The following is a 26,003-nucleotide window of genomic DNA, read 5'->3' on the forward strand; positions in this document are numbered from 1 at the left end:
GCAAAAAGGGATGATTTGTCGGCGTTATGAAAAAAATCAACTTTATTGCTCCCACCAAACCTTGGTATCACTGTTGTCGCCACCCATTTTGGCTACCGCAGCATTGAGGTTGGCCGCATTTTGGGACTGCAAGTAGGTGGGGTAAGGTACCCGGGAAGGGAACTTATTCTCAGCAGGAATACCCGTACCGCGAGGCAAAATGGGATAACCAGTTCGCCGTTTCTCAAACCATGCCTGATAGTCTACAAAGAAATAGGCAATGTATTTTTGCAGCATGATCTGTTCCAACTGTTTGTCTACACTTAGTGCATCGTCGTACAGTACTCCAGGCTGGGTCAAAAAATCGGCTGGCAGCGTGGTGCCCCATTGTACCATCGAAGCCCCAATAGCAGTATTGTAATGAACTTTGGCCGTTTTGCCGGTATTGAATCCCTTCAGCGCAAGTTCAGCCTTGATGAATTCCAGCTCTGCATAAGTCATCATTACCCCTAGTAGCGGCGAAGTCCTAAGCGCATCCTGATAGCTGGAGTTGCGGCCAACCACATATTCGGTAGTAGTTGGGTAACCACTTTTGATGCCTTGATAAACTTGCACCCCATTCACAGCAACCGTTGTAGCCCATACCGCTCTGCGTGGGTCTTTGTCGGCATTGAGTTTATTGAGGAAAAATTCGGTGAAATAGGTGCCATCCCGCCAGTCCAGGGTACGGGCATTGTAATAAGGGTTAAAATAAGGAAAAGTACCAGGGTAACGAAAAATGGCTTCATCCGCATTGGCTACAAACACTGGATTTTTGGTGGGGTCGGCTAAAATCGCCTTAATCTGCTCATTGACACTGACTTCGCCATCCCGCTTGGAAATGCGCAACAAAAGGCGCAAGCGCAGGGAGTTGGCAAACTTTTTCCACCGCTGAATACCAATGTTTTTGCCGCTGGTCAAAACGTTCGTATTGTAAACCTGATCACCACCAAAAGTCAGGATTTTGGTATCATCAAACAGGTTATTGGCCGTTTCCAGGTCTTTCAGAATTTGCAGATAAATGTCCTTTTGAGCATCAAAAGCTGCTTCAAAAATACCTTCCTCCGCCTTAACGGCTTGAGAATAGGGCACATCCCCGTACAAATCGGTCAAAATGGAGTAGCCCCAGCTTTTGTAGACCAGCGCAATGGCTTTGTAGTTGTTTTCTTTCAAACGATCGGAGATAGAAATGATGTCTTCCACATCGCGCATCAGGGTGTAAAAAGAAGTCCATACCCCGGCTCCAGGACTCACCACGTAGCGATGAAGCCCTTGGCCGCTGGTACTTGCTCGAGGTGCATCTACTTGCATCAGCTCGTGCGTGAAGTTGCGGGAAGCCTGCATACTGGCATTGACAAAGCGATATTGCATTTGGCCCAGCAACACGCCAGGGGTGACGTCTTTAGGGCGATTGGGGTCGAGATTCAAGTCTTCAAACCCCTCGGTACAGGCACTGAGAACGATGCACAGTGCCAAAAAAACGATGGCTATTTTGCTAAGAAATTTCATGATTGTCGATTTTAGAATTTAAAGGTGAGGTTGACGCCCATAGTGCGGGTGGAAGGGAACTGGGTCAATTCCACTCCTGGTGTCAAGGTACTGCCATTGAGGTTTCCACTCTCAGGATCGAAGCCAGGGAACTGGGTGAAGTTGAACAGGTCGCGCCCATAAATAGCGACGGAGGTTTTTTGAATACCGACCCCGTCCAGCCAACGTTGTGGCAGATTGAATTCGAGGCGTACTTCGCGGATTTTCAAAAAGGTGGCATCAAAAATATTGGTTTCGGCATTGCTGATCTGGTAGTAGTTATCGTAATAAGCACTAGCTGCAACCTTGGTCGTATTGGGCACGTAAGTCCCATCAGTTTGTTTGACCACGCCATCACCGACCAAACCGCCATCACGACCAGGCAGAGTTACTCGGGTTTTACCCAGTGTGTTGTTTTTGTGGCTAGTCTGAGAGTACATTTCACCGCCCATTTGGCCATCCAGCAAGATGCTGAGGCGTACATTTTTGATCGTGAATTCATTCATGATGCTGCCTTTCCAATCGGCAAAAGCATTGCCCCAAAGTTTGGCCACTGGGTCGAGCGGTGCGGGAAGACCATTGCTGGAATATACGATTTGTCCATCAGGCGAGCGTTGAAAGCCGCGCCCATACAAATCCCCCATACGACCGCCTACCCGTGCTTCAATGGTCACGTTGGTGTTGTGAGCATAAATGATTTGGTTGGAAATGCCCGGTGCCAATTCACGAACGTAACTGCGGTTGCTGGCCCACAGTAAGGTAGTAGTCCAACTGAAACCTGGCTTGACCATAGGCTTAAGTATCAACTTCACTTCGCCGCCTACACTGTTGATCAAACCAGCGTTGATCAAGGCATTGGAAAAACCAGACACGGGATCAAGCGGGATTGACAAAATTTGGTTGCGGCTCTCGTTGTTGTAGTAAGCAATATCCAAACCAATGCGGTTGCGGAACAAGCGCAGGTCCAAACCGAACTCATAACTGGAAGTGATCTCTGGTTTTAAATCAGCGTTGAACAATTGGCTTGGGTTGGTAAAGCTGTTGCCGTAAATCCGATCATAATACCGTGCTGTTTGATAAGGCCGGGTATCGTTGCCCACCTGTGCCCAGGATGCCCGCAGTTTGGCAAAGGATACCATTTTGGGCAAATGGAGCATCTCACTGAGCAAAAAACTTGCGCTCACCGAAGGGTAAAAGAAAGAATTGTTTTCAAAAGGCAGGGTACTCGACCAGTCATTGCGGCCAGTTACGTCAACAAAGACTTTTTCAGCATAAGAAAACTGCGCGCTTCCGTACAAACTGTTGATGGCCTTTTTAGTCTTGAGTGGATCAGCTACGGCAGGATCGAGGCTATTCGAGATTTGATACACGCCTGGTTGAGCCAACTGATCAGCATACATCCCGGCGAAATCATAGGTCTGGCGCATCGCGTTGCCTCCGATGGAGGCGGTAACGTTGAACAAAGAGGAGTAGGTATCTTTGTATGTGAACAAGAAGTCGGAGTTGGATTCCAGGCTAAAAATGTTTTGCTCGCGGTACATTCCACGAGGGTAACGGGTCATGCTGAACGGGCGCTGCTGAGAATGAAACTCATAGGACATGTCTACCCCGGTACGAATTTGCAATTCGAGTTTTGGTGAAAACTCATAATTGGCGGTTACGTTACCGATCATCCCATTTTTATTTAGTTTGTTCAGCATTTCGTACATGCCCAGGTAGGGGTTATCCGGGCCGGGATTAAATGGGCTGCGCTGACGCACATCCTCTAATCCCTCCTGCCAATAAGGTTTGAACCACTCCGGACGAACGTTTGGAGTTGTACCAATGATCAGGAAGTACATCAGCGTCTGGTTGTTGTACCCCGCTAGCGGTAGGTTGTCACTCTTCTTGTTGGTGTAGTTGGCTTTGCCGGAGATTTTCAGGCGCTTTGAAACTTTCTGATTGACCGATAAGGCGGCATTCAGTCGCTCAAAACCCGTGTTCGGAATGATCCACTCGTTTTTGAGTTGGGTCAAAGACAAACGCGCCGAGCCATTTTCGTTTCCGCCTTCAAAAGAGAGGCTATTGGAGTAATTTTTTCCCAGTTGAAAAAAGCCAGAGATGTAGTCATCATAAGCAACCCAAGGTGTACGTTCGGTAGACTTTCCGATGGGGTCATTGGGATTGTATTGGAAATACTGTTGACCATTGAATTTTGGTCCCCAGGCACGGCCTGCAGCTACAGTGGTGCTGGTATTGATGCCATCCGGGCTATCGAGGTAAGAATAATAGGCATCGGTACGCCCTTCGCCGTATTCGAACTGATAGTCGGGCCAGCGATTGATTTGCTCTACACTAAAGTTGCTGTTGAACGTAATGCCAATGCCCTTGTCTTTTCTGGCACCAGACTTGGTGGTAATGATGATGGCACCACCCGCTGCCCGGCTACCATATAATGCGGTTGCCCCCGGGCCCTTAAGCACCGTGACTTTTTCGATGTCGTCCGGGTTCAAATCCGAGAGTGTGGAGCCATAATCTACCGGACTATCCGTAGCCAGGTGAGAGTTGAATCCTGTACCCGAAATTCTGCTGCTCACGGGTATACCATCAATAACGATCAGGGCTTGATTGTTATCGAGGTTCAGAGATGATTCTCCACGTAAGGTGATCCGTGCCGACCCCAATGGACCTGCGCCTACCCCCTGAATATTCAAACCTGCAACCTTTCCGCTCAAGGAACTCACCCAGTTGTTGGTTTTGGCATCTAATACCGCACTGGCATTGATGGTTTGGGCAGCATAGCCCAAGGATTTTTCTTCCCGTTTGATACCCAAAGCGGCGACTACCACTTCACTGAGCAGTTGCGTATCTTCTGCCAATTTCACTTCAATGAAAATTTGCCCACTCACACTTAATTCCTTGGTGACAAAACCAATAGCGGAAAAGATGAGTACGGGATTATCGGCTGCTTGCTCCAATTGGAATTTCCCATCCACATCCGTAATGGTACCTGTAGTAGTTCCTTTTATTTGAATGTTGACGCCAGGCAGAGCTTCTCCATTTTCTGAAGACACTTTCCCTGCGATTACCCCCGATTGGGCAAACAGACTTAGCGTCAAATACATGACAAGTCCCATCGATAGGACTACCTTTTGTAGACTTCGTTTCATACCTTTGTAAGGTTGTTGATTGAGCATTTTGATTAATAACACCTGATTGTAGGCGTGGCCGCGCCTACGATCTTTTGGCGAAGGTAAGTCTGAGAAGTATCCTGCTCGTTAAGCGAACTTGACCTTTGGATTAAATCCTTCCTCTAGGTGTAAAGGAATGCACTGTTTATCAGCCTGGAAAAAAGCTTGCCTAGAAAAAACCTCCTAATTGCTTTGATGACAATCGTCAGCCCTTGACTTCTACAAAAAGCAACATCCATCAAAGCCCAACATGACTTTCATCAATTTACCAGAAGATAACGCGCCCTTAACCTGGAGTTGACACGCTGTTAGTAATTTACAGCAAATGTGAATCAACACCATGTCTAAATACATCCATACTATCTTGATCGGCGGGGCTCTTTTTGCCTTTGCCTGCAACCCTAATCACCACAAAGTCGAAAACATCCTCATCAAAGGTTCGGACACCGAAGTCAACCTGGCTCTCGCCCTGGCCGAAACCTACATGAGTACCGATCCCGACGTATCCATTGCCGTTACTGGCGGCGGCTCTGGAGCAGGTATCGCCGCCCTGATCAATGGCAAAACCAGTATTGCCAATGCCTCTCGACCGATGAAGTGGGAAGAGATCGCGTTGGCCAACGAACGAAAAGTGCAACCCCTGGCCAGTGTGTTGGGCATGGATGCCATCGCAATAGTGGTGCACCCGCAATGCCCGGTGCAAAATCTATCCTTGCAACAATTGGGTGCCATTTATCGCGGCGACATTCAAAACTGGAAAACCCTAGGTGGCCCCGATGCTGAAATATCCCTGTACGGTCGCCAAAGCAATTCTGGGACCTTTGTGTATTTCCGCGACAGCATCGTACGGGCAGAATATGCTCAAGAAGTCAAACAAATGAACGGTACGGCCCAGATTGTAGAGGCCATCAAAAACGATGTACACGGCATTGGGTATGTAGGCGTAGGATACATTTTGGAAAAAAGTGGAGCACGCGCTGGCATCAAGGTTTTGCCCATCGGCCGCAGCGATCATCAACCTGCCTTCCTACCCACTGAAGTACAAAACATTGAATCTGGTGATTACCCCATCATTCGCCCTTTGTACCAATACACCAATGGCCAGCCCAAGGGTAGATTGCATCAGTACCTGCAATACTGCCTGAGCCCAGCAGGTCAGGCTTTGGTCAAAGCCAGTGGTTATTTCCCAGTCAGTGCGCAATACCAATTGCAAAATGAACAAGCCCTAAACTATCAATATGCGAAATCGACACTTCGTTGATCTAGCCATCAAATGGCTATTTTTTGGCGCAGCGGCTAGTTCGGTGCTGGTGTTGCTGGGCATTTTTGGGATGTTGCTAGCCAATGGGCTGAAAGCTTTTAGCGAAATCAGTCTGGGCGAATTTTTCCTGAGCAACAATTGGAATCCTTCCGCCTACGGCAAACCGAGTTATGGGATTTTGGCCATGCTGAGCAGTACGCTACTTGTAACCCTAGGAGCCATGATTTTGGCCGTTCCACTGGGGGTTGGTGCTGCCACCTACCTGGCTCAAGTAGCTCATGAAAGAACCCGGCTGGTACTCAAACCCGTGATCGAACTTTTGGCCGCAGTGCCTTCCGTGGTCGTGGGTTTCATTGGCATCGTGATGCTGGGGCCATTCATCGCCAAAGTTTTTGGCTTAAGCAATGGGTTGAACGCCCTGAATGGAGCCATTTTATTGGCGATCATGTCCTTGCCTACCATCATTACCGTGGCAGAGGACGCCATTCGTGCGGTTCCCAATAGTTTTAAAGAGGCTTCGTATTCCCTTGGCGCCAACCAATGGACAACTTTGATAAAAGTGGTTTTGCCTGCGGCTTACTCGGGCATTATCGCCGCCGTTATTCTGGGCATGGGTCGCGCAATTGGCGAAACCATGACGGTGCTGATGGCTACAGGTAATGCGCTGGCCATGCCTCGGGGATTTTTCGACCCGGTGCGGACCATGACGGCCACCATTGCCATTGAGTTGGGTGAAGTACCTTACGGCACTACCCATTATTACAGTTTGTTTGCGGTTGGCGCCGTCCTTTTCCTCATCAGCCTGGGCATCAATCTGCTTGCAGAGCGGCTTGCCAAACGGTATCGATATAAAATGTAGGTATGAAACAACAAGCTTTGCAACAGTTTTTGGGGCTAAATATCCTCCGTTTGTTTGTGGGCCTGGTTTTGTTGTTTTTGGGCATCATCCTCTGGGAGGTATTTTCCAAAGGTGGAGGGGCAATTGATGCTGACTTCCTCTTTGATTATCCGCGCAAGGGCATGACCTTAGGAGGAATTTTCCCCACCATTATGGGTACCATCTTTGTCACGATGGTCACCACCATTTTTGCCTTGCCGATGGGCATTGCTACAGCCATTTATTTGAGCGAATATGCCAGCAACAATTGGGCCAATCAATTGATCCGAGCTTCGATCCGCAACCTGGCGGGGGTGCCATCGATCATTTATGGCTTGTTTGGGGTGGCCGTGTTTGTGCAAGGTTTAGGATTGGGGTCTTCGGTGTTGTCGTCGGGGCTCACCCTGGGTTTGCTCACCTTGCCTTACATCATTACGACTACGGAAGAGGCGCTCAAAAATGTACCTCATTCCTACCGCGAGGGTGCACTGGCCTTGGGGGCGACCAAATGGGAGGCCATCTGGACCAATGTGTTGCCCAGTGCGGTGTCGGGTATTGTCACGGGGTCGATTCTGGGTTTGTCCAGAGCGGCGGGGGAAACGGCTCCAATTCTGTTTACTGGTGTGGCTTTTTACCTGCGCTACCTGCCGGCCAGCGTCTACGATTCCTTTATGGCCATGCCTTATCACTTGTACATTTTGTCCACTCAGCACCACGCCATTGAGGAAGTACGCCCCCTGGCCTACGGTACCGCGCTGGTACTGCTGAGTTTGGTTTTTGTGCTGAACATCATTGCCTTTATCATTCGGTACCGTTACCGAAATTTCAATAAAGCCCGGATATGAAAACGAAATTGGCAGTGCGCAACTTGCATTTGCACTATGGTGCCAAAGAAGTGTTGAAGGGGATCAACCTAGATGTACCTGAAAACAACATCGTAGCCTTGATTGGGCCTTCGGGTTGTGGCAAGTCGACCCTGTTGCGCGCCATGAACCGTATGCATGATCTGAATCCTGAGACAAAGGTAAAAGGACAAATCTTGTTGGATGACGACGACATTTATGCTCCAGGCAAAGACGTGGTGGCTGTTCGGCGTAAAATCGGCATGGTGTTTCAAAAGCCGAACCCTTTCCCCAAATCCATTTTTGACAACATTGCCTATGGACTAAAGCTAGCTGGTGAAAACGATAAAAAAAAATTACATACCATCCTAGAGCGCACCTTGCGGAGTAGCTACCTTTGGGAAGAAGTAAAGGATGATTTGGACAAATCGGCACTCTCCCTCTCTGGCGGCCAACAGCAACGCTTGTGTATTGCCCGCGCGGTAGCTGTCGAGCCCGAAGTACTGCTTATGGACGAACCTTGTTCTGCGCTGGATCCAATCAGTACGGCTAAAATTGAGGGCTTAATGCTGGAATTAAAAAAAGAGTACACCATTGTCATCGTGACTCACAATATGCAACAGGCGCAAAGGGTGGCGGATTTGACTGCGTTTATGTACTTCGGAGAAGTGATTGAATATGCGCCGACGGAGGAGTTGTTTAGGGATCCGAAGGTGGAGTTGACGGCGAATTATTTGAGTGGGAATTTTGGGTGATTCCATTCACTGTTTGGTATATTAGCCCCAAACTTCATCCATGGAAATCGCAACAGTAAAAATCGGAACCCCGCTGCTTGATGAATTCATTGTTCAACTCAAGCAGCACCTCAGTTTTCAATATGAGAACCACAGTACCGACATGTACATTTTAGCAGCTGAAGAATATTATATTTTCAACAATTCCAGCCAGCTCAATATGGTCGTCGCTAAAAAAGAAGGATCGACCATTCTGGTTGATGCAATTGGCGGCGCAGGTGGATCAGGGATATTCAACATCAACTATTTCTCAGAATCAGAATTCATTAATTCAGCTATCGATGCGATGCGTGAATGTTGCCAAAACATGAATTGGGCATTTGAACTCGGAGAAAACAAATAGGGATAAGAAAAGAAATCATTTTTTCCTCCCCAGGCAACCCTTTGCCTCCAAATCCCATTATCCCTGTAAAACCACCACTTGATTACCCAGATCATCATTGAACAATGCCAACGCGGTGAAACTTCGGCCCAACGTAAGGTCTTTGCGGCCTATGGCGGGGTTTTGTTCAAAGTGGCCTGGCGTTACTTACAAGAACGTATGGCGGCTGAAGATGCAGTAGCCCAGGGATTTGCCAAGGCTTTTCAAGAAATGGCCAAATGCAAGTTCGATTCCGTTGCCAAGCTGGAAGCCTGGCTCCGTCGCATTGTAGTCAATGAAGCTTTGGGCATTTTGCGCGAGCGTTACAAATGGACTTGGGCGGAGTTAAGTGAATTGCCTCAATACTCTACGGGTATGGAAGAGCAGTTGGACGACTTGAGTGCGGCTGAAATACTCAAGCTCATTGCAGCCTTGCCGCCTGGATACCGCACTGTATTCAATCTGGCCGTAATTGAGGGATACAGCCACCCAGAAATTGCGAAGTTGTTGGAGATTTCAGAAGGGACTTCCAAATCACAACTCAGCAAAGCCAAGGCTCTTTTACAATGCAAAATCAAAAAATTATACTGGCATGATTTCCAAAAATGAGTTTTCAGAACCGCTCGCAAAGCGGCTAGAAGCCTCAGAGGCTGGTAATCTTTATCCAGCCTGGGAGGAAGAAAGGATGTGGGAGAAGGTCAATGAAAGAATGAATCCACCCCGAGGTTCGGTTCGCCCGTTGGTTTGCTTGATGGTGGTGCTGATATTGCTTTTTACAGGATTTCCTACTGATCAAACTTCACCCAAAAACGCTAAAAATAGCAGCCCTGAGAAAAGGCAACTTGATCGGCAGCCCATTGCAGATGCAAAAGGCCGGGTTCATTTTATCGCAATTGAACCTGCCCTGAAACATAAACTGGAAAAACAGTTGAACAAGCAAAACCCAATTACAATCAAATGCATTGAGGAGTCCTTGGTCATCAATGCATTTGAACCGGGGCTTCCCGCGATTTCAACCCCCGATTCCAACACGATAATTTTCGCTTTTTTATGGGATCAAGGAATTTATACCGATGCGAACCAAGACGGTGCAAGTATCGATGCCCAATGGGTTAAGGAGCAATCTTTTGACTTGCTTCGCCCCACTATGGATTCCACCAATTTCCCTCATCATGTCATCAAACTAAAGACAACAAACTAATGAAAGCATTAATTTTTTGGACTTGTATGTTGCTCATGCTGCATACAGAGGGCGGAGCTATGACCCCTGCTTACCGCATTGAAGTGACCATTGTCGGGTTTTCAGGCCCGAAGCTTTACCTTGGCTACTACCTAGGCGACAAACAATACGTTCTGGATACCGCCGATGCCATTGCTCCCAATACTTTTGTGTTTAGTGGTGCTCAGCCCCTGGAAACCGGAATTTATTTTGTTGCCTTACCTCCCAAAAATGATTTTTTCCAAATCCTGATTACGCCCCAAGAGCAATTTTTTTCGATTCAAACAACCCAAGAAAAATTGAATGAAGTTGTCAAAATTGAAGGAAGTCAAGAAAATGGGCGTTTTTATGCCTATCTCCGTTACCTGCGAAAACAGCAAGCGAAAGCAGAAGCGATCTCTGAAATCATCAAACAGTCGAAAACAAAAAAAACGTCCCTAACTCAGGCCGAACTAAAGCGGCAGCAGTTAAATACAAACGTAGCGCAGGCTCAAAAAAAATGGGTGCAAAAAAATAAAGGCACTTATGCCGCTACCATCATCGGCGCGAATTTGCATCCAACACCTCCACTTGAATCCTTTGCCAAATTGGATAGTCTCGAAAAGTCGCACCAACTTTGGATGTGGACCCGTCAGCATTACTTTGATTACTTGCCCCTGGGTGACTCTAACCTACTGCGAACGCCCTTTCTCTTTGAAAAAGTCGACTACTTCATCCGCACATTGACGCCGCAGCATCCCGATTCCATCTGCCGGGCAATCGATACTGTCCTACACCAAATGGGCCAAGCTCCCGAAACTTTTCAATTTTACCTCATCCACTTCCTCAACAGTTTTGCTGCTTCAAATTTTGTAGGAATGGATGCTGTTTACGTCCATTTGGTTGAAAAATATTACAATACGGGAAAAGCTCCCTGGGCATCTGCGGATCAACTCGCAAAATTGAGCATCAATGCAAAAAAGCTAAAACCCTTACTGATTGGCAAAATCGCACCAGACATCAGCCTTGAATGCAAGGGGCAGCGCACTCAGTTGCATCAAATCCAGTCTCCTTACACCGTACTTTTCTTTTGGCGTTACGATTGTAGCCATTGCACCGAGTCTCTGCCAGCGGTGAAGAAATTTTATGAAAAATACGCCGCACAGGGCATCACCTTGGTGGCCATTTGTGTAAACCCGACCCTGGAACAGCCAAACTGCGCCAAATACCTGCAAGAAAACCAGATGCCTGAGTGGTTTAATGCCACTGATCCAAGTGGCAAATACTTTGGCTTGTACAACCTCGAAACCACCCCACAGGTCTACATTTTGGACCAAAAGAAAGAAATTTTGTCCAAGCAGGTTCCAGCAGACCAATTAGAACTGGTGATGGACAAGATTATTGAAATGAATAAAAAAGCGCAAAGCAAGACTGAGTAAGGGATAATCAATGACAAGGGAGAGTCAATGTGTCACCCCTTCCGCCCCACCAGCCTTATCACTGCTGCCCTGCCGCTGTGGTAAGGCCCCTCATCCAATTCCTCCTCAGTCTCGTACAACTCCAACAGTTCCAGTTCAGCAAAATCCTGCCGCAGGATGGCCTCCGTGAACAACATGCTTGGGTCTTTTGGGCCACCCGTTTGGTATTGCAGTTGACGGGGGTTAAATCCCTCTAAGATGAGCGTTCCTGCAGGTTTGAGGTAAGGAATCAATTGTTGGTGGGCGGTAGCACGTATAGCCGCAGGAAGGTGGGCGAAGATGAGTGCAATGGCGTCGAAGGATGCTTCCGGGTAAATGGCATCACTCCAATCACAAATTTGGTAATTAAAATGGACTCCCTTTCGCTCGGCCAAGCGCAATGCTTTGTCTCGCCCCATCTCACTTTGGTCAAAAGCCTCTACTTCCCAACCCATTTGGGCTGCATAGACCGCATTCCGGCCTTCCCCTTCGCAGGGCAACAGCAAACGACCAGGTTTGAGTTTTTCCAATTGTGCTTTAAAAAAAGTGTTGGGCGTTTCACCGTAAACGTATTCCGAAGCTGCATACCGCTCGTCCCAAAATGATTTCATATCCTGATGACTTTTATTTTCTGAAAAAAGTAATGCTCCACATTCCACGCAAGTCGCCTTCTACATAGCCAATCGCCTGGTCCGCTGGGTATCGTTTTTTTATGGTGCTGTAGTGCTGTTCAGTGATCGTTTCTCCCAATTTGCCATGGCATTTCAGGCAGGGTTGCGCCATATATATAGGTGTAGCAAAGGCAATGTGCTTTTTGTCCAGCGCTTTTACCACCGGAGTTGGGCGTTTTCCTGCGGCTAATTCCTGCTGAAAACTTTGCAAAATGGTTTTTTCCCAATCTTGGGGGGTGTCCTTGGGGTTACGCACTTTGAGGCTGGTTCGACGGATGTTGGCCTGGTAAACCTTGGAAAGGCTGTCTACGAGTGGAAGCGCAGCCGCGTGGCAATATTCAATCGCATGGGGAACACCACCGGCTTCAATGGCACTCATCAATCGGCTGCTGAGGGCAGCGAAGGATTGTTGAGCCAGGGTTTGTCCCTTTTGGAGGTAGTCTTTTTGTTCTTTTTCACTGAGCTCAGAGGTTGTTTGGGTGGTTGTGCAGGTGCTGAGCAAGAGTAGGAAGGTGCTGCTTGCGAAGGTCCAAAATTTAGTTGTGCGAGATGTTGCCATGAGGGATTTATTTATTGTGCCAAAGATTGCGTTTTGGGGGTTTGTTTTTGGTGATGTGGATCACGTGGGACTCCACAGATGGTATCCCACGGGTTTTTCCCACGAATAAATTCGTGGGTTGAGACCTTGGGTAGCCTCCCACGGATAATGAAGTTTTTCGTAAAAAACGATCTTTGAAATATTGGTAACTTAGCATCAAAAAGAGGAGAGATGAGAATCTATCTAACCTTGAGCGAAGGGGAAAAAGAAGCCTTGGAAGGCCTCTTGAAACGTTCACCCAAGCCCTATCTTCGAGAGCGAGCGAGTGCCATTTTACAAATTGCGTCTGGTTCCTTTGGCAACGAAGTTGCAAACAAAGGCTTACTGCGACGTCGGCGCAAGAACACGGTCTATGACTGGGTGGTTCGCTACAAAGCAGGAGGCATCAAAGGCTTAGAACAAAAGGCAGGCCGCGGTCGTAAGCCTGGGTTTTCCCCCTCTAAGCCCCCCACAACTACAAACCCAGGTTGAGTTGGTGGTAGGTCAAAGTCCAACTAACTTTGGTTTAGATCAAAGTCGGTGGACGCTAAAGGCATTGAGGGAAAAGATCGAGGCATTTAAGGACTACTCCCTGGGTGGAGTGTGGCAAGTACTCAAAAAAATTGGGGTTCGCCATTTACGAGCACGCCAATATGTACATAGCCCTGATCCAGCTTATCAGGCCAAAGTAGAGTACCTGCTACAGCAAATCCGAAGCCATAATCCTGGAGAGCAGGAAATTTATTTCTTGGATCAGCTCACCGTATATCTCCAGCCCACGATTGGCTATGACTGGAGTCCAGCTTCGCAAAAGCAACCCTTGTGTAGATTAGGTCATTATTCCAATAAAACGTTCAGAATCTGTGGCGCTTTAAATGGACTAACGGGCCAAACCCACTATTTGATTCGTCATAAAATCAAGGTACCCACCATCATTCAATTTTTTGAGGAACTCACCCTGAAGCATCCTCAAAAAACCATTTGGGTCATCCTGGATAATTGGCCGGTTCATTTTCACCCCGACGTCCTTGCTGCTTTAGCTCCTCAGCAATCTCCATTCCCCATAATTTTACCCAAATCATGGCAACATCTCAAGCCTAAAGCAAAGTTCAAGGGTAAAAATTTACCCGTTCAATTGTTGTTTTTGCCCACTTATGCTTCTTGGCTCAATCCCATTGAAAAAATGTGGCGATGGCTCAAGCAAGATCTTTTGCACAATCATCGCCTGGTCGATCAATGGGATGCATTGAAAATTAAAGTCGAACAATGGTTTGCACAACCTGGTCATCAAAACCAGCCTTTGCTTCAATATGTGGGCCTAAGGGCTTTACAGTCGCCTTTTTATCGCCCTTTCGCTGATGTTAGTTCCAATATGTCAAAGAACGCTTTTTAAAGAAAACTTCATAAGCCGTGGGTTGGCGGGGTAATCGCGAGAATGGAAGGCCAACTCACCCACACTTTCAGCACAGGGCAGCCACATAGGGCTGCCCCAACACCCACAACATCACATTTCACACACTAACCCATTTTCATTTCTCCGTCACAGCTGTGCAGGTGTTTGAACATTTGCGTCCGCTTTTGTTACATTTGTAGCAAGTTAATAAAAATAAAGAATGGAAACTCTCCTCGATCACAAGCGTACTGTTTCGGCAGCACTTTTTACTGAGGCTAAAAAATTATTCCCGGGTGGCGTCAATTCGCCAGTACGGGCCTTCAAGTCGGTTTTTGGTACCCCCATTTTTATCAAAAAAGGAGATGGTTGTCACATCTGGGATGAAGATGACCAGCAATACATCGATTTTTGTTGCTCCTGGGGGCCACTGATTCTGGGGCATAACAATGCTCAAATCCGCGAGCACATTTATGCGGCAGTGGCCGAGGGCACTTCCTTTGGGGCCCCTACCCGACTGGAGATTGAACTGGGGCGCTTGATTGTCGACAATCATCGCTACATCGAAAAATTGCGTTTTGTCAGTTCAGGCACCGAGGCGGTAATGTCCGCTTTGCGCCTGGCCCGTGGCGTTACAGGGAAGAGCAAGGTCATCAAATTTGAAGGCTGTTACCACGGGCACGTTGATTCTTTGCTGGTGAAGGCAGGCTCGGGTTTGATCACCTTTGGAGAAAGCACCTCAGCGGGTATCCCCGAGGCTTTTGCGCAGGAAACCATCGTGTTGCCACTCAACGACCGGGAAAAACTGGAAGAAACCCTCCAACTAGAAGGGCACAATATAGCTTGTATCATTGTGGAGCCTATCCCCGCGAACAATGGCCTATTGCTGCAAGACCCTTCTTTTTTGGAATGTCTACGTTTAAAGGCCTATAAGCACAATGTGCTGCTGATTTTTGACGAAGTCATCTCTGGTTTCCGGGTAGGATTTGAAGGGGCCGCTGGCTATTACGGCATCCAACCCGACATCCTTACTTTTGGTAAAATTATTGGTGGAGGAATGCCCGTTGGTGCCTATGGTGCCAGTGCTGAACTCATGAGCAATATCGCGCCAGATGGACCCGTGTACCAGGCCGGAACCTTATCCGGGAATCCAGTGGCTATGGCCGCAGGTTATGCCGCCTTAAAGCAATTGTTGGAGCCCGGCTTTTACGAAACACTAGCTGCTAAAACCGCTGCGTTTGTCGGATCCATCCAGGATTATGCCAACAGCAAGGGATATCCGGTTACTTTCCCACACATTGGATCCATTTTTTGGGTAGCTTTTGCCACTGAACGCATCATTGCCGCCGAACAAATTGATCCAGCCAGCATGAGTCATTTCAAAGTATTGCACCTGGAATTGCTCAAACGGGGAGTGTATATGGGGCCTTCGGGTTATGAAGTAGGCTTCGTGTCCTCGGCCCATACCGATGCGGACCTGGCTGAGGCAGCAGAGCAGTTCAAGGCTGCTTTGGATATCGTTTTTGGTTGAGAAGTTGAGGAATTGAGGAGTTGAGGCTACCGCGAGCGACTTGGACAAGAACATGCTTAAGTCGCTCGCGGAGCCTCAACTCCTCAACCTCTCAACTTCTTAACTTCTCAACTGTAAATACATGGAAAAACAAAACATCCGCCTCCGTTTCCTCTCTTACCTGGTGATCGCCTACATGATGATGGCCTTCACCTGGTGGACGGTATTGCTGTTTACCAAAAACCGCGATGCTTTTGAAGCCAAAAGCCAATTGATGAAGATCGGCATGATTGCGGAAGGAGTCATCAAAAACGATGCTCAGTTTGTAGCCAGTGCTCAATATGAAAGTTTGTCCAAACACTATACCCGACAGGAGTGGATGATCGTGGGTGAGGCGGTGGTGTTTGTGATCAGTCTGGTATTTGGGGTCTACCTGATCAATCGGGGCTACAACAAAGAAATGATTGCTTCCCAGCAAAGTCGGAATTTTTTGTTGTCCATCACCCACGAGCTGAAATCACCCATTGCTTCGATCCGTTTGGTGCTGGAAACCCTGTTGAAGCGGGAATTGCCCCGGGAAAAAACGACCCAATTGCAAGGCAATGCCCTCAAGGAAACCGAACGCCTCAATACTTTGGTCAACAACCTACTGTTTTCTGCAAAATTGGAATCAACTTATCAAGCGAACAAAGAGCCTCTCGATTTACATGAGTTGTTGGAAGAAATCATCAGCAAACTAAGTGACAAATACCCCGATGCTTCCTTCACATTTAAACAGGAGGGAGAAATGCCTTATTTCCAGGGAGACAAAATGGGAATGATTTCAGTAGCGCTCAACCTCTTGGAAAATGCCGTAAAGTACTCAGGCAATGGAGGCAAGGCCAATATCGAAGCTCACTTGAGCATGCAAGAAGATGGACAAATCAAACTTGAAATAAAAGACCAGGGCGTGGGCATTCCCGAAAAGGAAAAGAAACAGATTTTCCAGAAATTTTATCGGGTGGGCAACGAAGACACCCGTACCGCCAAGGGTACTGGCCTGGGCTTGTACATCGTTGATCAAATTATTCGCGCACATTCCGGGCGAATCAGTGTTCACGATAACCTGCCCAGAGGTAGCGTTTTTGAAATACTCTTGCCCACAGGTTGAAATTAACAGTAATAAAAAATCTATATATCCCGGGATTTTTTGTAGTCTTGGGCAGCCATTTTCAATTCTTAGCTTAAACTTTTACACCATGATGCGTATCCTCCTTGTTGAAGACGAAGAAAACATCCGCGAGGTAGTCAAACTGAACCTTGAGTTGGAAAACTTCGAGGTAGTGGCGACTGGCAATGGCAAAGATGCCATCCGTTATTTTCAAGAACAGCATTTTGATCTCATCATTCTGGATGTGATGCTGCCCGAAATTGACGGTTTCCAAATTTGCGAACAAATTCGGCTTACCGACATGGAGGTTCCAGTCATCTTCCTCACAGCTAAGGATGCAGTAGGTGACCGCATTTCTGGTTTAAAAAAAGGCGCCGACGATTACCTGACCAAACCCTTTGTACTGGAAGAATTGCTGCTGCGCATCAATAACCTGATCAAACGGACCAGTAAATCGCCAGAAAACACTCCCGAAATTTTTGAATTTGGATCCAATCGCATCAATTTTATAACCTTTGAAGCCGATGGCATTCTGGGCCGTTTTGTTTTGACCAAAAAGGAAGCCATGCTTTTAAAGTTGTTGATTGATCGCCGCAATGAGGTGGTTTCCCGTCAGCAAATTCTTCAATCGGTATGGGGTTACGACGTTTATCCCAGCACCCGGACCATCGATAACTTTATCCTTAAATTTCGGCGCAACTTTGAAGGTGACTCCAAAAACCCCCGCCATTTTCATTCCATTCGTGGGGTTGGTTACAAATTTGCAACCTGAGCAAGGGCTAAAAAAACGTATGCAATTAGTTAGTGCATTTTTCACACTAATTACCCTCTCTTTATTTGGTTTTCCTGTGGAGGTTTTATAATTTGTTTGGCCAAACTGTACTGCAACAATTTCACCAAAGAAATGGGGACAAATTTTGACAATTACTTCAAATCGGCCTTCACAGTAGACAACGTTATTTTTGGTTTTGACGAAGGTGATTTAAAGGTTTTGCTAATCAAACGGGGAGAGGAACCACACATCGGAGAATGGGCCTTGCCAGGCTATTTTGTAAAAACCGATGAGGACCTCGATGCTGCTGCAAAACGGGTTTTGTCAGAATTGACGGGGCTCACCAACGTGTACCTGGAGCAAGTACACACCTTTGGCTCGGTCAATCGCCACGCTTTTGGGCGCGTCATTACCATTTCTTACTTTTCATTGATCAAAATCGACAATTATACCATTCAACCCTCCTCCATTGCCTTACAAGCGCAGTGGCATACGGTAAATGGGCTGCAACACCTTGCTTTTGACCACGACGCTATCCTGGGATCATGCTTGCAACGCTTAAAATGGTTGGTCAAAACCCGACCGGTTGGTTTTGAATTATTGCCCCCTAAATTTACCTTGACCGAGTTGCAACACCTTTATGAAGCCATCCTGCGTTGCCCACTGGACAAACGTAACTTTCGCAAAAAGATCCTGTCGATGAATTTGTTGGTGGACTGTGATGAGACGCAGGAAGGTGTTGCCCACCGCCCCGCCAAACTGTACAAATTCGACCGTAAGCGCTACAATAAGTTGGTGGAACAGGGCTTCAATTTTGAGTTGAAGGAAACGCCTACCAAAAAAATGAAAACCGCCGAGCTAAGCAATTAATACTCCTTACCCGCCGTATTCCGCAAGCGAATCAAAATAGACTGCCCATATTTATCGCGATACGTTTGGATCAGTTTTTCCAGGTCATTTTCGTTGGCTGTAAATCGACGTACGATGGGTTGAATGGGTCGGTCGGTAGAACCTTGGGCATTGCCCAACTCAATGGAACCATTTTCCAATAAATTAAAATAGCCGTAATATCCTTTAGGCAAGTCGTTGGTTTGGCTAATGTTTGCCAGGTCATTAAAAAACTGCACCACTGCTGGTTGAGCAACTGCATCATAACCGATGTACCCCCAAATGGTATTGTCGGGAATGCGCAGTAGGGTATTGTGAAGGACCCTAAAACCAATGGGCGTGGGCATGGACAAAAAAAAGCTGCCATTACTGACCACTAAACGTCCGGTACTGGGTACAATTTGCCCAAGTTTAATGGTACAGGGATACACCCCATTTGAAATAGCACCTAAATCCAGGCTGGATTTTGCGGTACCAATGCCGCGTTCACAAACACTGGGAATCTGAGGTTTGCCTAAGTTGATTTCTATGTTGTTCCCTTTACGGGTGATTGAACTCTCGATGAAGTAATTCAGGCAATCCTGACTTTTGATGGTGTTGGCGCGGATCTGGAAGGCGCGGGTTTGGTTACTCAGGTTTTCCCATAAATCTAATTCGTATTCCTTCTCAATTTCAGTATCCAAAACCGGGGTTTCGGTTTTGTCGGTATTGCACGCTTGCATCACCAGCAAGAGGCACAACATAGGTACCATTTTTGATAAATAAGCGAGCATAATTAGTCATTTTGGGTTGTCCGCAAGCAAGCACATTGGTCTTTACAAAGTCAGTATCCTGAAAACGGATACAAAACCCTTTTTGCTGCTTGCAAATATAGGGCACACTTCGCATTTGACCTAAACACATTCTTTTTTTCTCAATATTTTCTCTCTTCCCTTAGTAGTCTTGTACTTATCAATTATAATTTTATACTTTCTCTTATACAAAATATTCAGCTATTTAAGGTTATAATTTTCTGTTGTAAATTGCGTCATAGATTTATGACAAAGAGGCAGGAGCTTTTATTCCCTGACCTCAAACCAAAAACAAATTTTATGCACATCAAGAACTTTAGTGCACTGTTCCCAGCACTATTATGCGTCTATTTATGTCATGCCCAAAACCTAGCGCCAAGTGTAAACCTAGCCGCTCCTGCCAACGGCACCATCTTTCAACAGGGTCAAACCATCAGCTTAACCGCCAATGCCAGTGATCCAGATGGTAGCATCGACAAAGTGGAGTTTTACCAGGATGGGCAACTAATCGGAGAGGCGAGTGATGCGCCCTTTGATTATCAGCTAGGGTTTACACCTCCGGGTGTTTACAGCTTTACCGCCAAAGCCATCGACAACAAAGGAGCTTCCAAAATCTCGAGTGCCGTCTCGGTTACCGTTAATGCTCAGCCCTTTGCTTTTTTGAGCTCTCCCGCCAACAACAGTATTTTTCATGGTACCGGCAACCTGATTTTACTAGCCAGAGTAGGCGATACCGACGATGCCGTCCGCAAAGTAGCCTTTTTACAGAATGGGATCAAGGTAGGCGAAGACTCGATCGCGCCTTATTCTTTGTCTTTGAGCAACTTGACTCCAGGTCCTTATTTTTTTGCCGTTCAAGCCTTTGATTCGAGAGGAGGCTCAGGAGTCTCTACACCTGCAGCAGTATTGGTAAATGCAGTGCCCGTGGTTCAAATCGGAGGAGCCCGCAATGGTAATATTTACCCTCAGTTTTCTACCTTGAATTTTGAGGTAAGCGCCACAGATCCCGATGGAACTGTAAAAAAGGTGGAATTCTACCTGAACAATGCCAAAGTAGCGGAGGACAGTATTGCGCCTTATGAATACGAGTACAGTGCCAACACTTATGGCAATTACAGCTTTTTTGCCCGGGCAACAGATAACTTGGGGGGTATTGCTGCTTCAAGCTCCCTTAGTTTTATCGTCAATGCACCACCTATTGTGAGCATTGCCAACCCTGTCACTGGTGCAAAATATACACCGGGAAGCGTTTTGACCTTGCAAGTAAATACCAGTGATGTGGATGGTGTTGTAGGTCGAGTGGAGTTTTGGCAAAATGGTGAAAAATTGGGCGAAGACCTAGACTCTCCTTTCACCTTCATCGTCAATAATTTAAGCTCTGGACCCTACATTTATGCAGCCAAGGCCTTTGACAATTTTGGGGCATCCAGCACCTCTTCACCGGTTGCGGTCATTGTCAATGCACCGCCCAATCTCAGCTTTCAAAACCCGACCAAGGATACCACGATTCTACAGAGTACTCCACTGACAGTCCGCTTGAATGCAAATGACCCCGATGGAGAAATCATCAGGGTGGAGCTCTACCTAAACGACATAAAAGTGGGTGAAGACGGGCAGGCTCCCTATGCCATCACCCTCAACAACCTACCCCTGGGTGTGCACAAATTGAAAGCAAAAACCTGGGATGATGTCGACGAGGTGAAAGAAAGTAAGGTGATCAACCTCACCGTAAGTACCACGACTGCAATGCGAGACATCAATTACCGCGAATTGCAGTTTTTCCCCAACCCGGTACGAGAAAAGCTTTATCTGATGGGTTTGAGCGAATCGACCCGCATCCGCATCTATGATGCTGTGGGGCGAATGGTGCAAGAAAGTAGCACGCGTAGCGAACTGAACGTGCAAAACCTTGGTACCGGCCGGTATTGGCTCATTACTCAGGATGGACAACGCGCATCCTTTGTCAAATTTTAAGGGGCGGTAGCCAATAAAATAGAAAAACCTCCTGTGGCAAATGCCTACAGGAGGTTTTTCCTTTGGTAAGAACAGCATTCGGACATTTGAAACACAGGCTATTGCGGGATAATTCCCCCACAGCCATTGTTCCAGTTCTTCCCATCCTTTTTACCGCCAGTGATCTTTTTCATATCCTCTTTCTTGACGGTTTTAAGGTCTTTTTTCAGGTCGTCCAGGTTCTTTTTTTCATCTTTTGGTTTTCCCATATGAGTGCGTTTTATGGGATAAAAAATTGCTTAAATCGGTTCCTATTGCGAAAGTTAAGAACACTACCCCAAAGTACCAAGTAATAAACGTCAATTTGTCCTGAAGTTGTACATACAACGACAAGACGCAACCTTGTATGCAAGCTACAAACCCTGCCAAAGCTAAGTTTTCAGGAGATTTTTGAGGCAAAAAAAATGAAAAAATTCAACTTTTGTGCCTACTGCACCGGTCCTTCCTGTAATCTGCGGAGTTGTTCCATAAATGCAGGTCGACGCCGACGGGAAACTTCGATCTTGATGTTGTCATCCATAATCACGAAGCCTCCTTCTCCTTTCACAAACTTGCGCATGTAGTTCAAATTGATCACATGGCGTTTGTGAACCCTGTAAAAATTGAAGGGAGCTAACAAATCTTCGTATGATTTGATTGTGCGGGATGCAGTGATTCTTTCACTGCTGTTGAGGTAGATGTGGGTATAATTGTCTTCTGCTTCGAAGCGTACAATGTCTTTAATGTTGACAAAGTAGATGCCGTCTACAGCAGATATGCTCATTTTTGAAAAAGCATTGGGGTTGTTGTAGTAAGCGCTGAAAATTTCCAGGCGCTTATCCATTTGGTTTTTCGTCCGGATACGAATCCGGCTGACGGCTTCTTTTAGCGCGTCGGGGTCAATCGGCTTCAGAATGTAGCCAATCGAGCTGTATTCACAGGCTTTGATGGCGTACTCTTCGTAAGCTGTGACAAAGATAATCTCAAAATCTAAATTTTCCAACTGACTGAGCATTTGAAATATCAGTCCGTCGGGAAGGCTTATGTCTAAAAAGGCAACATCGGGCTCTATTGACTCATCTGACAACAAGACCAAAGCCTCGGAGTTGGTTCCGGCTTCCCCAATGATTTCAACCTGCTCACAGTGTTGTTTGAGCAAGTTCTTGAGATTATTCCTTCCTTTAATCTCGTCTTCAACGATTATTGCCTTAATCACGTTTGTCACTTTTTTAGAAGTAAATATCCTGAATGAACGATTAAAAATAAATCGGGTACTCGTAAAGATACAAAAAAACAGAGAAAAGGGTTTTATATATAAAAAAAATAAATCCCTTGGCTTGAGACAAGCGTTCAGGCATTGCGTACCCGAAAAGTAGCAAACAAGCGCCGGATGCTAATTTTGCCACTCCCATTGACCAGCACTGAAAGCAGGCCCCCGGCAATGGCGATGTTTTTCATAAATTGAATAGATTCCATTCGGCGCAACTCTGGGGCATCATTCCAAAACGAATGTACAATCAGGGTTACGGGAATCCAATAGGCCAGCAACAAAAAAGCGCCCAAACTGGCCCGATACCCAATCAACACTAAAATACTGCCCAGTACCAAAGCCACCACTGCTCCATAAAAGAGCAGATCTTGCCGCCACAATAAGCCATAATCGGTCATCATTTCCTTGGTTGCCTTGGCATACACAATGGAATCGTAGGCTTCATAAAAAAAAATCAGCGAAATACACATTCGACCGATGAGGTCCATGATGGCTTTCATGTCGAGGATTTGGTCATTAAATTGCCTGGACAATGTACTGACTTTATTCAATTTTTCGCATGACATCCCTCCTTTTTTAAGATTTGTAAACAGGATAGCTTGAGCTTCGATATCATTAATCAGACTACATCATTTGTCAAGCTATGCAACAGAAGTATGTCTACGTCTTCAGCGCCTCCAGGACGGAGGGCGAAGCCTCCATGAAGAATTTACTCGGTGGAAAAGGCGCTAACCTAGCCGAAATGTGCCGTTTGGGAATTGTGGTTCCCCCCGGATTTACCATTACGACCGAAGCCTGTACCGAATACACCAAAAAAGGCAAAGATTACGTATTGAACCTCATCAAAGCTGAGGTTGAAGCGGGAGTCACCTTGCTGGAAAGAGAGATGGGAAAAACTTTTGGTAACGACGACGATCCGCTACTCTTATCCGTACGCTCTGGAGCACGCGCCTCCATGCCTGGCATGATGGACACCATCCTGAACCTGGGCATCAACGACCGCGCCGTGGAAGGCCTGGCTCGCAAGACCGGCAACGAACGTTTTGCCTGGGACTCCTACCGTCGCTTTGTCCAAATGTATGGCGATGTGGTCATGGGCTTAAAACCAGTCTCCAAAGAAGACCACGATCCCTTCGAAGTCATCATTGATATGCTCAAAGATGAGCGCGGCGTCACACTAGATACGGATTTGGATGCCAATGATTTGCGCGAGCTTGTTCAACGCTTCAAATCCTTGATCCGCGCGCGTTTGGGCCGCGACTTCCCAACTGATCCCTGGGAACAACTCTGGGGTGCAGTAGTCGCTGTATTCGAAAGTTGGAACAACAACCGGGCCAGGGTTTACCGCGAATTGAACGACATTCCCGAATCCTGGGGCACAGCAGTCAACGTACAGGCCATGGTTTTTGGCAACCTGGGCGATTCCAGTGCAACCGGTGTAGCTTTCACCCGCGACGCGGGCACTGGCGAAGACCTTTTTAATGGTGAATTCCTGGTCAATGCCCAGGGAGAAGACGTCGTTGCAGGGATTCGTACCCCTCAACAAATCACCCTGGAAGGCTCACGCCGCTGGGCTCAACTGGCTTGTGTCAGCGAAGAAGAACGGCGTAAAAGCTATCCTTCTCTGGAAGAAATTATGCCCGATGTATACCATCAGTTGGTTGAAGCAGAAACCAAGCTCGAAAACCACTACAAGGACATGCAGGACGTAGAATTCACCATTCAGGAAGGAAAGCTCTGGATGTTGCAAACCCGCAATGGCAAACGCACCGGAGCCGCAATGGTCCGCATTGCCATGGAGATGCTGGAGCAAGAGATGATTGATGAAAAAACGGCCTTGCTGCGGGTAGACCCCCACCGATTGGATGAATTGTTGCACCCCATCTTTGACTCCGAGGCCATGAGCAATGCACTGGTATTGGCACGTGGCCTCCCTGCCTCACCTGGCGCTTCCACCGGGCAAATCGTCTTTTTTGCCGAAGATGCCGAAGAATGGGCCAAACATGGTCACGCCGTGATTTTGGTGCGTCTCGAAACCTCGCCCGAAGACCTGCGGGGCATGAGTGTGGCCAAAGGGATCCTCACCGCTCGTGGTGGTATGACCTCTCACGCCGCGGTAGTGGCCCGTGGAATGGGTAAATGTTGCGTATCTGGGGCTGGTGCCATCCACGTGGATTACAAAAACCGCACCATGACTATTGATGGGCAAACCTGGCACCAAGGAGACTGGATTTCCCTCAATGGCTCTACTGGTGAAGTATACGATGGCCAAATCACCACCAAAAACGCAGAACTAAGTGGCGACTTTGGTACCCTGATGGCCCTGGCCGATAAATACCGCCGCATGGAGGTAAGGGCCAATGCCGATACGCCCGAGGAAGCCGTGGTCGCTCGCGAATTCGGCGCTACGGGTATTGGACTCTGCCGTACCGAGCACATGTTCTTTGAAGGAGATCGTATTCGCGCAGTCCGGGAAATGATCCTGGCCGACGATGAATTTGGTCGCCGCAAAGCCCTGGCTAAATTGTTGCCGATGCAGCGCAGTGACTTCGAAGGCATTTTCCGCGAAATGCACGACCTGCCCGTAACCATCCGTCTACTCGATCCTCCATTGCACGAGTTTGTACCGCATGATGAAGCCAGTCAGCAAGTGATGGCGCAGGAAATGCGGGTTTCTTTGGGCAAAATCAAGATGCGGGTAGAAGAATTGGAAGAATTCAACCCAATGATGGGCCACCGGGGTTGCCGTTTAGGGATTACCTATCCCGAAATTACGGAAATGCAAACCCGCGCCATCATCGAAGCCGCACTCAATATACAGGCCAAAGGGATTGTGGTCAAACCGGAAATTATGGTTCCATTGATTGGTACCGTACGAGAATACAATGCGCAGGCCGCAGTCATTCGCCGCACCGCGGAAATGGTTTTTGCAGAGCGTAAAGATAGGGTCCACTACCTGGTTGGCACCATGATCGAAACCCCTCGTGCGGCCCTGATCGCGGATAGCGTAGGCAGCCAGGCTGAATACTTCTCGTTCGGTACAAACGACCTTACTCAATTGACTTTGGGCTTCTCGCGTGACGACGCAGGCAAATTCCTGCCTCACTACCTAAAAAATGGTATTTACGAAAAAGACCCATTTCAGTCTATAGATCAAAAAGGAGTAGGCATGCTGGTACAAATGGCCGTACAAAAAGGTCGTTCGGTTCGGCCAGATCTGGAATTGGGTGTTTGTGGCGAACACGGCGGTGACCCGGCTTCGGTTGAGTTCTTCCACCGGAGTGGTCTGGATTATGTGAGTTGCTCTCCTTTCCGGGTGCCAATCGCACGGCTGGCGGCGACACAGGCAGCCATTAAGGATGCTCCAAAAAAGGTGGAACTGAAGCAGAAACCGGAATTGGAAGCTGTGGGGTAAACCTGCAATGCTTAAGTCCGGATGGGCTTAGCAGTGGGGATTGACTGACCCACCCGAAGGTTTGGAACCTTT

General features: G+C 47.4%; 24 protein-coding genes. 16 read left to right on the forward strand and 8 right to left on the reverse strand.

Going from position 1 to position 26,003, the window contains the following annotated elements:
* Window positions 1-42: 42 nt before the first annotated feature.
* Window positions 43-1,527, reverse strand: coding sequence for a SusD/RagB family nutrient-binding outer membrane lipoprotein (locus ACO08K_RS08180; RefSeq protein WP_421795904.1), 1,485 nt, complete (start codon window positions 1,525-1,527; stop codon window positions 43-45).
* Window positions 1,528-1,538: 11 nt separating this feature from the next.
* On the reverse strand, window positions 1,539-4,694 hold the full coding sequence (locus ACO08K_RS08185; RefSeq protein ID WP_421795905.1) for a SusC/RagA family TonB-linked outer membrane protein: 3,156 nt from the start codon (window positions 4,692-4,694) through the stop codon (window positions 1,539-1,541).
* 361 nt (window positions 4,695-5,055) lie between these two features.
* On the opposite strand from ACO08K_RS08185, the gene ACO08K_RS08190 reads away from it, so the two are divergent.
* The 8 genes from ACO08K_RS08190 to ACO08K_RS08225 all read left to right on the forward strand — a co-directional run bounded on the left by ACO08K_RS08190 (window position 5,056) and on the right by ACO08K_RS08225 (window position 11,487).
* A complete protein-coding gene (locus tag ACO08K_RS08190) occupies window positions 5,056-5,976 on the forward strand; it encodes a PstS family phosphate ABC transporter substrate-binding protein (RefSeq protein WP_421795906.1) in 921 nt (306 codons plus the stop codon).
* Window positions 5,954-6,835 (forward strand): phosphate ABC transporter permease subunit PstC, encoded by an 882-nt coding sequence (pstC, locus tag ACO08K_RS08195; RefSeq protein ID WP_421795907.1) that lies wholly within the window; start codon window positions 5,954-5,956, stop codon window positions 6,833-6,835. Before ACO08K_RS08190 ends, pstC begins: the two co-directional genes overlap by 23 nt.
* A gap of 2 nt (window positions 6,836-6,837) precedes the next feature.
* Window positions 6,838-7,698 (forward strand): phosphate ABC transporter permease PstA, encoded by an 861-nt coding sequence (pstA, locus tag ACO08K_RS08200; protein WP_421795908.1) that lies wholly within the window; start codon window positions 6,838-6,840, stop codon window positions 7,696-7,698.
* Window positions 7,695-8,450: a phosphate ABC transporter ATP-binding protein PstB gene (gene pstB, locus ACO08K_RS08205; RefSeq protein ID WP_421795909.1), complete on the forward strand. Its 756-nt coding sequence runs from the start codon at window positions 7,695-7,697 to the stop codon at window positions 8,448-8,450. Before pstA ends, pstB begins: the two co-directional genes overlap by 4 nt.
* Window positions 8,451-8,490: 40 nt before the next feature.
* Entirely contained in the window at window positions 8,491-8,832 is a 342-nt protein-coding gene (locus ACO08K_RS08210; RefSeq protein ID WP_421795910.1) for a DUF6054 family protein, read from the forward strand.
* A gap of 78 nt (window positions 8,833-8,910) precedes the next feature.
* A complete protein-coding gene (locus ACO08K_RS08215) occupies window positions 8,911-9,459 on the forward strand; it encodes an RNA polymerase sigma factor (RefSeq protein WP_421795911.1) in 549 nt (182 codons plus the stop codon).
* Window positions 9,443-10,051 carry a hypothetical protein gene (locus tag ACO08K_RS08220; RefSeq protein ID WP_421795912.1) on the forward strand — a complete coding sequence of 203 codons (609 nt, stop codon included), beginning with the start codon at window positions 9,443-9,445 and terminating at the stop codon, window positions 10,049-10,051. Before ACO08K_RS08215 ends, ACO08K_RS08220 begins: the two co-directional genes overlap by 17 nt.
* Window positions 10,051-11,487, forward strand: a complete 1,437-nt coding sequence (locus ACO08K_RS08225) for a redoxin domain-containing protein (RefSeq protein ID WP_421795913.1) — start codon at window positions 10,051-10,053, stop codon at window positions 11,485-11,487. Before ACO08K_RS08220 ends, ACO08K_RS08225 begins: the two co-directional genes overlap by 1 nt.
* Window positions 11,488-11,519: 32 nt before the next feature.
* Here ACO08K_RS08225 and ACO08K_RS08230 read toward each other — a convergent pair whose 3' ends face one another.
* Both ACO08K_RS08230 and ACO08K_RS08235 read right to left on the reverse strand, forming a co-directional pair.
* Window positions 11,520-12,116 carry a class I SAM-dependent methyltransferase gene (locus ACO08K_RS08230; protein ID WP_421795914.1) on the reverse strand — a complete coding sequence of 199 codons (597 nt, stop codon included), beginning with the start codon at window positions 12,114-12,116 and terminating at the stop codon, window positions 11,520-11,522.
* Between the two features lie 13 nt (window positions 12,117-12,129).
* Window positions 12,130-12,735, reverse strand: a complete 606-nt coding sequence (locus ACO08K_RS08235) for a Tll0287-like domain-containing protein (protein ID WP_421795915.1) — start codon at window positions 12,733-12,735, stop codon at window positions 12,130-12,132.
* 210 nt (window positions 12,736-12,945) lie between these two features.
* Here ACO08K_RS08235 and ACO08K_RS08240 point away from each other — a divergent pair, with 210 nt between their 5' ends.
* The 6 genes from ACO08K_RS08240 to ACO08K_RS08265 all read left to right on the forward strand — a co-directional run bounded on the left by ACO08K_RS08240 (window position 12,946) and on the right by ACO08K_RS08265 (window position 18,445).
* Window positions 12,946-13,245: a hypothetical protein gene (locus tag ACO08K_RS08240; RefSeq protein WP_421795433.1), complete on the forward strand. Its 300-nt coding sequence runs from the start codon at window positions 12,946-12,948 to the stop codon at window positions 13,243-13,245.
* A 4-nt stretch (window positions 13,246-13,249) separates the two neighbouring features.
* Window positions 13,250-14,146, forward strand: coding sequence for an IS630 family transposase (locus ACO08K_RS08245; protein WP_421798283.1), 897 nt, complete (start codon window positions 13,250-13,252; stop codon window positions 14,144-14,146).
* A gap of 220 nt (window positions 14,147-14,366) precedes the next feature.
* A complete protein-coding gene (gene hemL / locus ACO08K_RS08250; protein WP_421795916.1) occupies window positions 14,367-15,674 on the forward strand; it encodes a glutamate-1-semialdehyde 2,1-aminomutase in 1,308 nt (435 codons plus the stop codon).
* A gap of 121 nt (window positions 15,675-15,795) precedes the next feature.
* The gene (locus ACO08K_RS08255) at window positions 15,796-16,803 is read left to right on the forward strand and encodes a sensor histidine kinase (protein ID WP_421795917.1); all 1,008 of its coding nucleotides are present in this window, start codon (window positions 15,796-15,798) and stop codon (window positions 16,801-16,803) included.
* An 88-nt stretch (window positions 16,804-16,891) separates the two neighbouring features.
* The gene (locus tag ACO08K_RS08260) at window positions 16,892-17,575 is read left to right on the forward strand and encodes a response regulator transcription factor (RefSeq protein ID WP_421795918.1); all 684 of its coding nucleotides are present in this window, start codon (window positions 16,892-16,894) and stop codon (window positions 17,573-17,575) included.
* Between the two features lie 132 nt (window positions 17,576-17,707).
* Window positions 17,708-18,445 (forward strand): NUDIX hydrolase, encoded by a 738-nt coding sequence (locus tag ACO08K_RS08265; RefSeq protein WP_421795919.1) that lies wholly within the window; start codon window positions 17,708-17,710, stop codon window positions 18,443-18,445.
* Here ACO08K_RS08265 and ACO08K_RS08270 read toward each other — a convergent pair.
* Complete coding sequence (locus tag ACO08K_RS08270) at window positions 18,442-19,236, reverse strand: hypothetical protein (protein WP_421795920.1); 795 nt, start codon at window positions 19,234-19,236, stop codon at window positions 18,442-18,444. The two genes, ACO08K_RS08265 and ACO08K_RS08270, sit on opposite strands and share 4 nt — an antisense overlap.
* Window positions 19,237-19,554: 318 nt before the next feature.
* Here ACO08K_RS08270 and ACO08K_RS08275 point away from each other — a divergent pair, with 318 nt between their 5' ends.
* Window positions 19,555-21,228, forward strand: coding sequence for an Ig-like domain-containing protein (locus ACO08K_RS08275; RefSeq protein WP_421795921.1), 1,674 nt, complete (start codon window positions 19,555-19,557; stop codon window positions 21,226-21,228).
* Between the two features lie 98 nt (window positions 21,229-21,326).
* On the opposite strand, the gene ACO08K_RS08280 is transcribed toward ACO08K_RS08275, so the two are convergent.
* From ACO08K_RS08280 to ACO08K_RS08290, 3 genes are all read right to left on the reverse strand, one after another.
* Entirely contained in the window at window positions 21,327-21,476 is a 150-nt protein-coding gene (locus ACO08K_RS08280) for a hypothetical protein (RefSeq protein WP_013766911.1), read from the reverse strand.
* 218 nt (window positions 21,477-21,694) lie between these two features.
* Complete coding sequence (locus tag ACO08K_RS08285; RefSeq protein WP_421795923.1) at window positions 21,695-22,462, reverse strand: LytR/AlgR family response regulator transcription factor; 768 nt, start codon at window positions 22,460-22,462, stop codon at window positions 21,695-21,697.
* 134 nt (window positions 22,463-22,596) lie between these two features.
* Entirely contained in the window at window positions 22,597-23,016 is a 420-nt protein-coding gene (locus tag ACO08K_RS08290) for a DoxX family protein (protein WP_421795925.1), read from the reverse strand.
* Window positions 23,017-23,159: 143 nt separating this feature from the next.
* Here ACO08K_RS08290 and ppdK point away from each other — a divergent pair, with 143 nt between their 5' ends.
* Complete coding sequence (ppdK, locus tag ACO08K_RS08295; protein ID WP_421795926.1) at window positions 23,160-25,931, forward strand: pyruvate, phosphate dikinase; 2,772 nt, start codon at window positions 23,160-23,162, stop codon at window positions 25,929-25,931.
* Window positions 25,932-26,003: the final 72 nt, after the last annotated feature.

The organism is Haliscomenobacter sp. (assembly GCF_965225875.1).
GTDB lineage: Bacteria > Bacteroidota > Bacteroidia > Chitinophagales > Saprospiraceae > Haliscomenobacter.

Coding starts and splice junctions, on each gene's coding strand:
- ACO08K_RS08180 (WP_421795904.1), bottom strand. CDS start 1,527: ATGAAATTTCTTAGCAAAATAGCCATCGTTTTTTTGGCACTGTGCATC.
- ACO08K_RS08185 (WP_421795905.1), bottom strand. CDS start 4,694: ATGAAACGAAGTCTACAAAAGGTAGTCCTATCGATGGGACTTGTCATG.
- ACO08K_RS08190 (WP_421795906.1), top strand. CDS start 5,056: ATGTCTAAATACATCCATACTATCTTGATCGGCGGGGCTCTTTTTGCC.
- pstC (WP_421795907.1), top strand. CDS start 5,954: ATGCGAAATCGACACTTCGTTGATCTAGCCATCAAATGGCTATTTTTT.
- pstA (WP_421795908.1), top strand. CDS start 6,838: ATGAAACAACAAGCTTTGCAACAGTTTTTGGGGCTAAATATCCTCCGT.
- pstB (WP_421795909.1), top strand. CDS start 7,695: ATGAAAACGAAATTGGCAGTGCGCAACTTGCATTTGCACTATGGTGCC.
- ACO08K_RS08210 (WP_421795910.1), top strand. CDS start 8,491: ATGGAAATCGCAACAGTAAAAATCGGAACCCCGCTGCTTGATGAATTC.
- ACO08K_RS08220 (WP_421795912.1), top strand. CDS start 9,443: ATGATTTCCAAAAATGAGTTTTCAGAACCGCTCGCAAAGCGGCTAGAA.
- ACO08K_RS08225 (WP_421795913.1), top strand. CDS start 10,051: ATGAAAGCATTAATTTTTTGGACTTGTATGTTGCTCATGCTGCATACA.
- ACO08K_RS08230 (WP_421795914.1), bottom strand. CDS start 12,116: ATGAAATCATTTTGGGACGAGCGGTATGCAGCTTCGGAATACGTTTAC.
- ACO08K_RS08235 (WP_421795915.1), bottom strand. CDS start 12,735: ATGGCAACATCTCGCACAACTAAATTTTGGACCTTCGCAAGCAGCACC.
- ACO08K_RS08240 (WP_421795433.1), top strand. CDS start 12,946: ATGAGAATCTATCTAACCTTGAGCGAAGGGGAAAAAGAAGCCTTGGAA.
- hemL (WP_421795916.1), top strand. CDS start 14,367: ATGGAAACTCTCCTCGATCACAAGCGTACTGTTTCGGCAGCACTTTTT.
- ACO08K_RS08255 (WP_421795917.1), top strand. CDS start 15,796: ATGGAAAAACAAAACATCCGCCTCCGTTTCCTCTCTTACCTGGTGATC.
- ACO08K_RS08260 (WP_421795918.1), top strand. CDS start 16,892: ATGATGCGTATCCTCCTTGTTGAAGACGAAGAAAACATCCGCGAGGTA.
- ACO08K_RS08265 (WP_421795919.1), top strand. CDS start 17,708: ATGGGGACAAATTTTGACAATTACTTCAAATCGGCCTTCACAGTAGAC.
- ACO08K_RS08270 (WP_421795920.1), bottom strand. CDS start 19,236: ATGCTCGCTTATTTATCAAAAATGGTACCTATGTTGTGCCTCTTGCTG.
- ACO08K_RS08275 (WP_421795921.1), top strand. CDS start 19,555: ATGCACATCAAGAACTTTAGTGCACTGTTCCCAGCACTATTATGCGTC.
- ACO08K_RS08280 (WP_013766911.1), bottom strand. CDS start 21,476: ATGGGAAAACCAAAAGATGAAAAAAAGAACCTGGACGACCTGAAAAAA.
- ACO08K_RS08290 (WP_421795925.1), bottom strand. CDS start 23,016: ATGAAAGCCATCATGGACCTCATCGGTCGAATGTGTATTTCGCTGATT.
- ppdK (WP_421795926.1), top strand. CDS start 23,160: ATGCAACAGAAGTATGTCTACGTCTTCAGCGCCTCCAGGACGGAGGGC.